This is a genomic window from Pseudozobellia sp. WGM2 (genome assembly GCF_017810075.1).
GTDB lineage: Bacteria > Bacteroidota > Bacteroidia > Flavobacteriales > Flavobacteriaceae > JADNYK01.
Window position 1 is genome coordinate 1 of sequence record NZ_JADNYK010000024.1, and the last position, 1,434, is coordinate 1,434.

The following is a 1,434-nucleotide window of genomic DNA, read 5'->3' on the forward strand; positions in this document are numbered from 1 at the left end:
ACAAGCCGGGACAACGGTTATCCCATCTCCGACGCGCAGCGCCGGATCTGGGTCCTGAGCCAGTTCCGGGGCGGCAGCGTCACCTATAACATGCCCGGGAGTATTCCCTTGGACGGAAACTACGATGTCGAGGCATTCGGCAAGGCCCTGCATGCCATTATCGAACGGCACGAGGTCCTTAGGACCATATTCAGGGAGGTACAGGACGGAACGGTCAAACAGTTCGTACTCTCTACCGAACAGCTTGGCTTCTCCATCGATTATAAGGACTACAGGAAGGACAAGGACCCCGGGCAAAAGGCCAAACAGTACTTCGACAAGGACGCCTACAGGGAATTCGACCTGACGAAGGGACCCTTGCTGAGAGCCGCCCTGTTACGGCTATCGGACAAGGAGTACAGCTTCTACTTCAACATGCACCATATCATCAGTGACGGATGGTCCATGGGGGTACTGACAAAGGAGGTAATGGCTTTTTACGAAGCGTTCACGGAAAAACAAGAACCAGGCCTACGGCCCTTACCGATACAGTACAAGGACTATGCGGTATGGCAGTTGGAACAACTGGGCACCGATCGGTTCAAACAACACAGAAAGTACTGGACGGAGTCCCTAAAAGGGGAAATACCGCTGTTGGACCTGCCTTCCCATAAACAAAGGCCCGTATTAAAAACGAACAACGGGAACAGGCTGCGGACATACCTGCAAGTACAACAGGCCAAGGACATCAGGAATTACGTCCAGGACCAAGGGGGGACGCTGTTCATGTTCCTTCTGGCATCGTTGAAAGTGCTCATCCACAAGTATACACAACAAAAGGACATTATCATCGGGAGCCCTATTGCCGGAAGAGGACATGCAGACCTGGAGAACCAGATCGGATGCTATATCAATACCCTGCCCCTAAGGAGCCATATCGACACGGAAAGCACATTTCAGGAAAACTACCGGCGTATAAAGGAAAATGTCCTTAAGGCGTACGACCACCAGATGTACCCCTTCGACAGACTGGTAGAGGACCTGAACCTTAAAAGGGACACCTCCAGGAGCGCACTGTTCGACATCATGGCCATACTACAGAACAATACCGAAAACGACACCTCCATCGAAATCGACCCCGATAAGACACGGACAGTCGAGGACCTGGGGAAGGCCATGAGCAAATTCGATATAATTTTCACATTCAAGGAACACGGAAACACGATCGCACTGGATGTCACATACAACAGCGACATCTATCAAAAACGGACGATGGCCACCTTGATGGGACATTATAAAACATTGGTGCAATCGATCATCGACGACCACACAAAGCCCATTGACCGGATCGACATGCTCAGCCAAGAACAGCGCCACGAGCTGCTCCACACCTTCAACGACACCAAGGCCGAATACCCAAAGGACAAAACCATCATACAACTGTTCCAGGAACAG

The 1,434-nt window shown here is 51.3% G+C and carries 1 protein-coding gene; it reads left to right on the forward strand.

The genetic code is table 11. From position 1 onward, the window contains the following. A partial coding sequence (locus tag IV512_RS19610) for a condensation domain-containing protein (protein WP_245224987.1) occupies nt 1-1,434 on the forward strand: 1,434 nt, incomplete at both ends.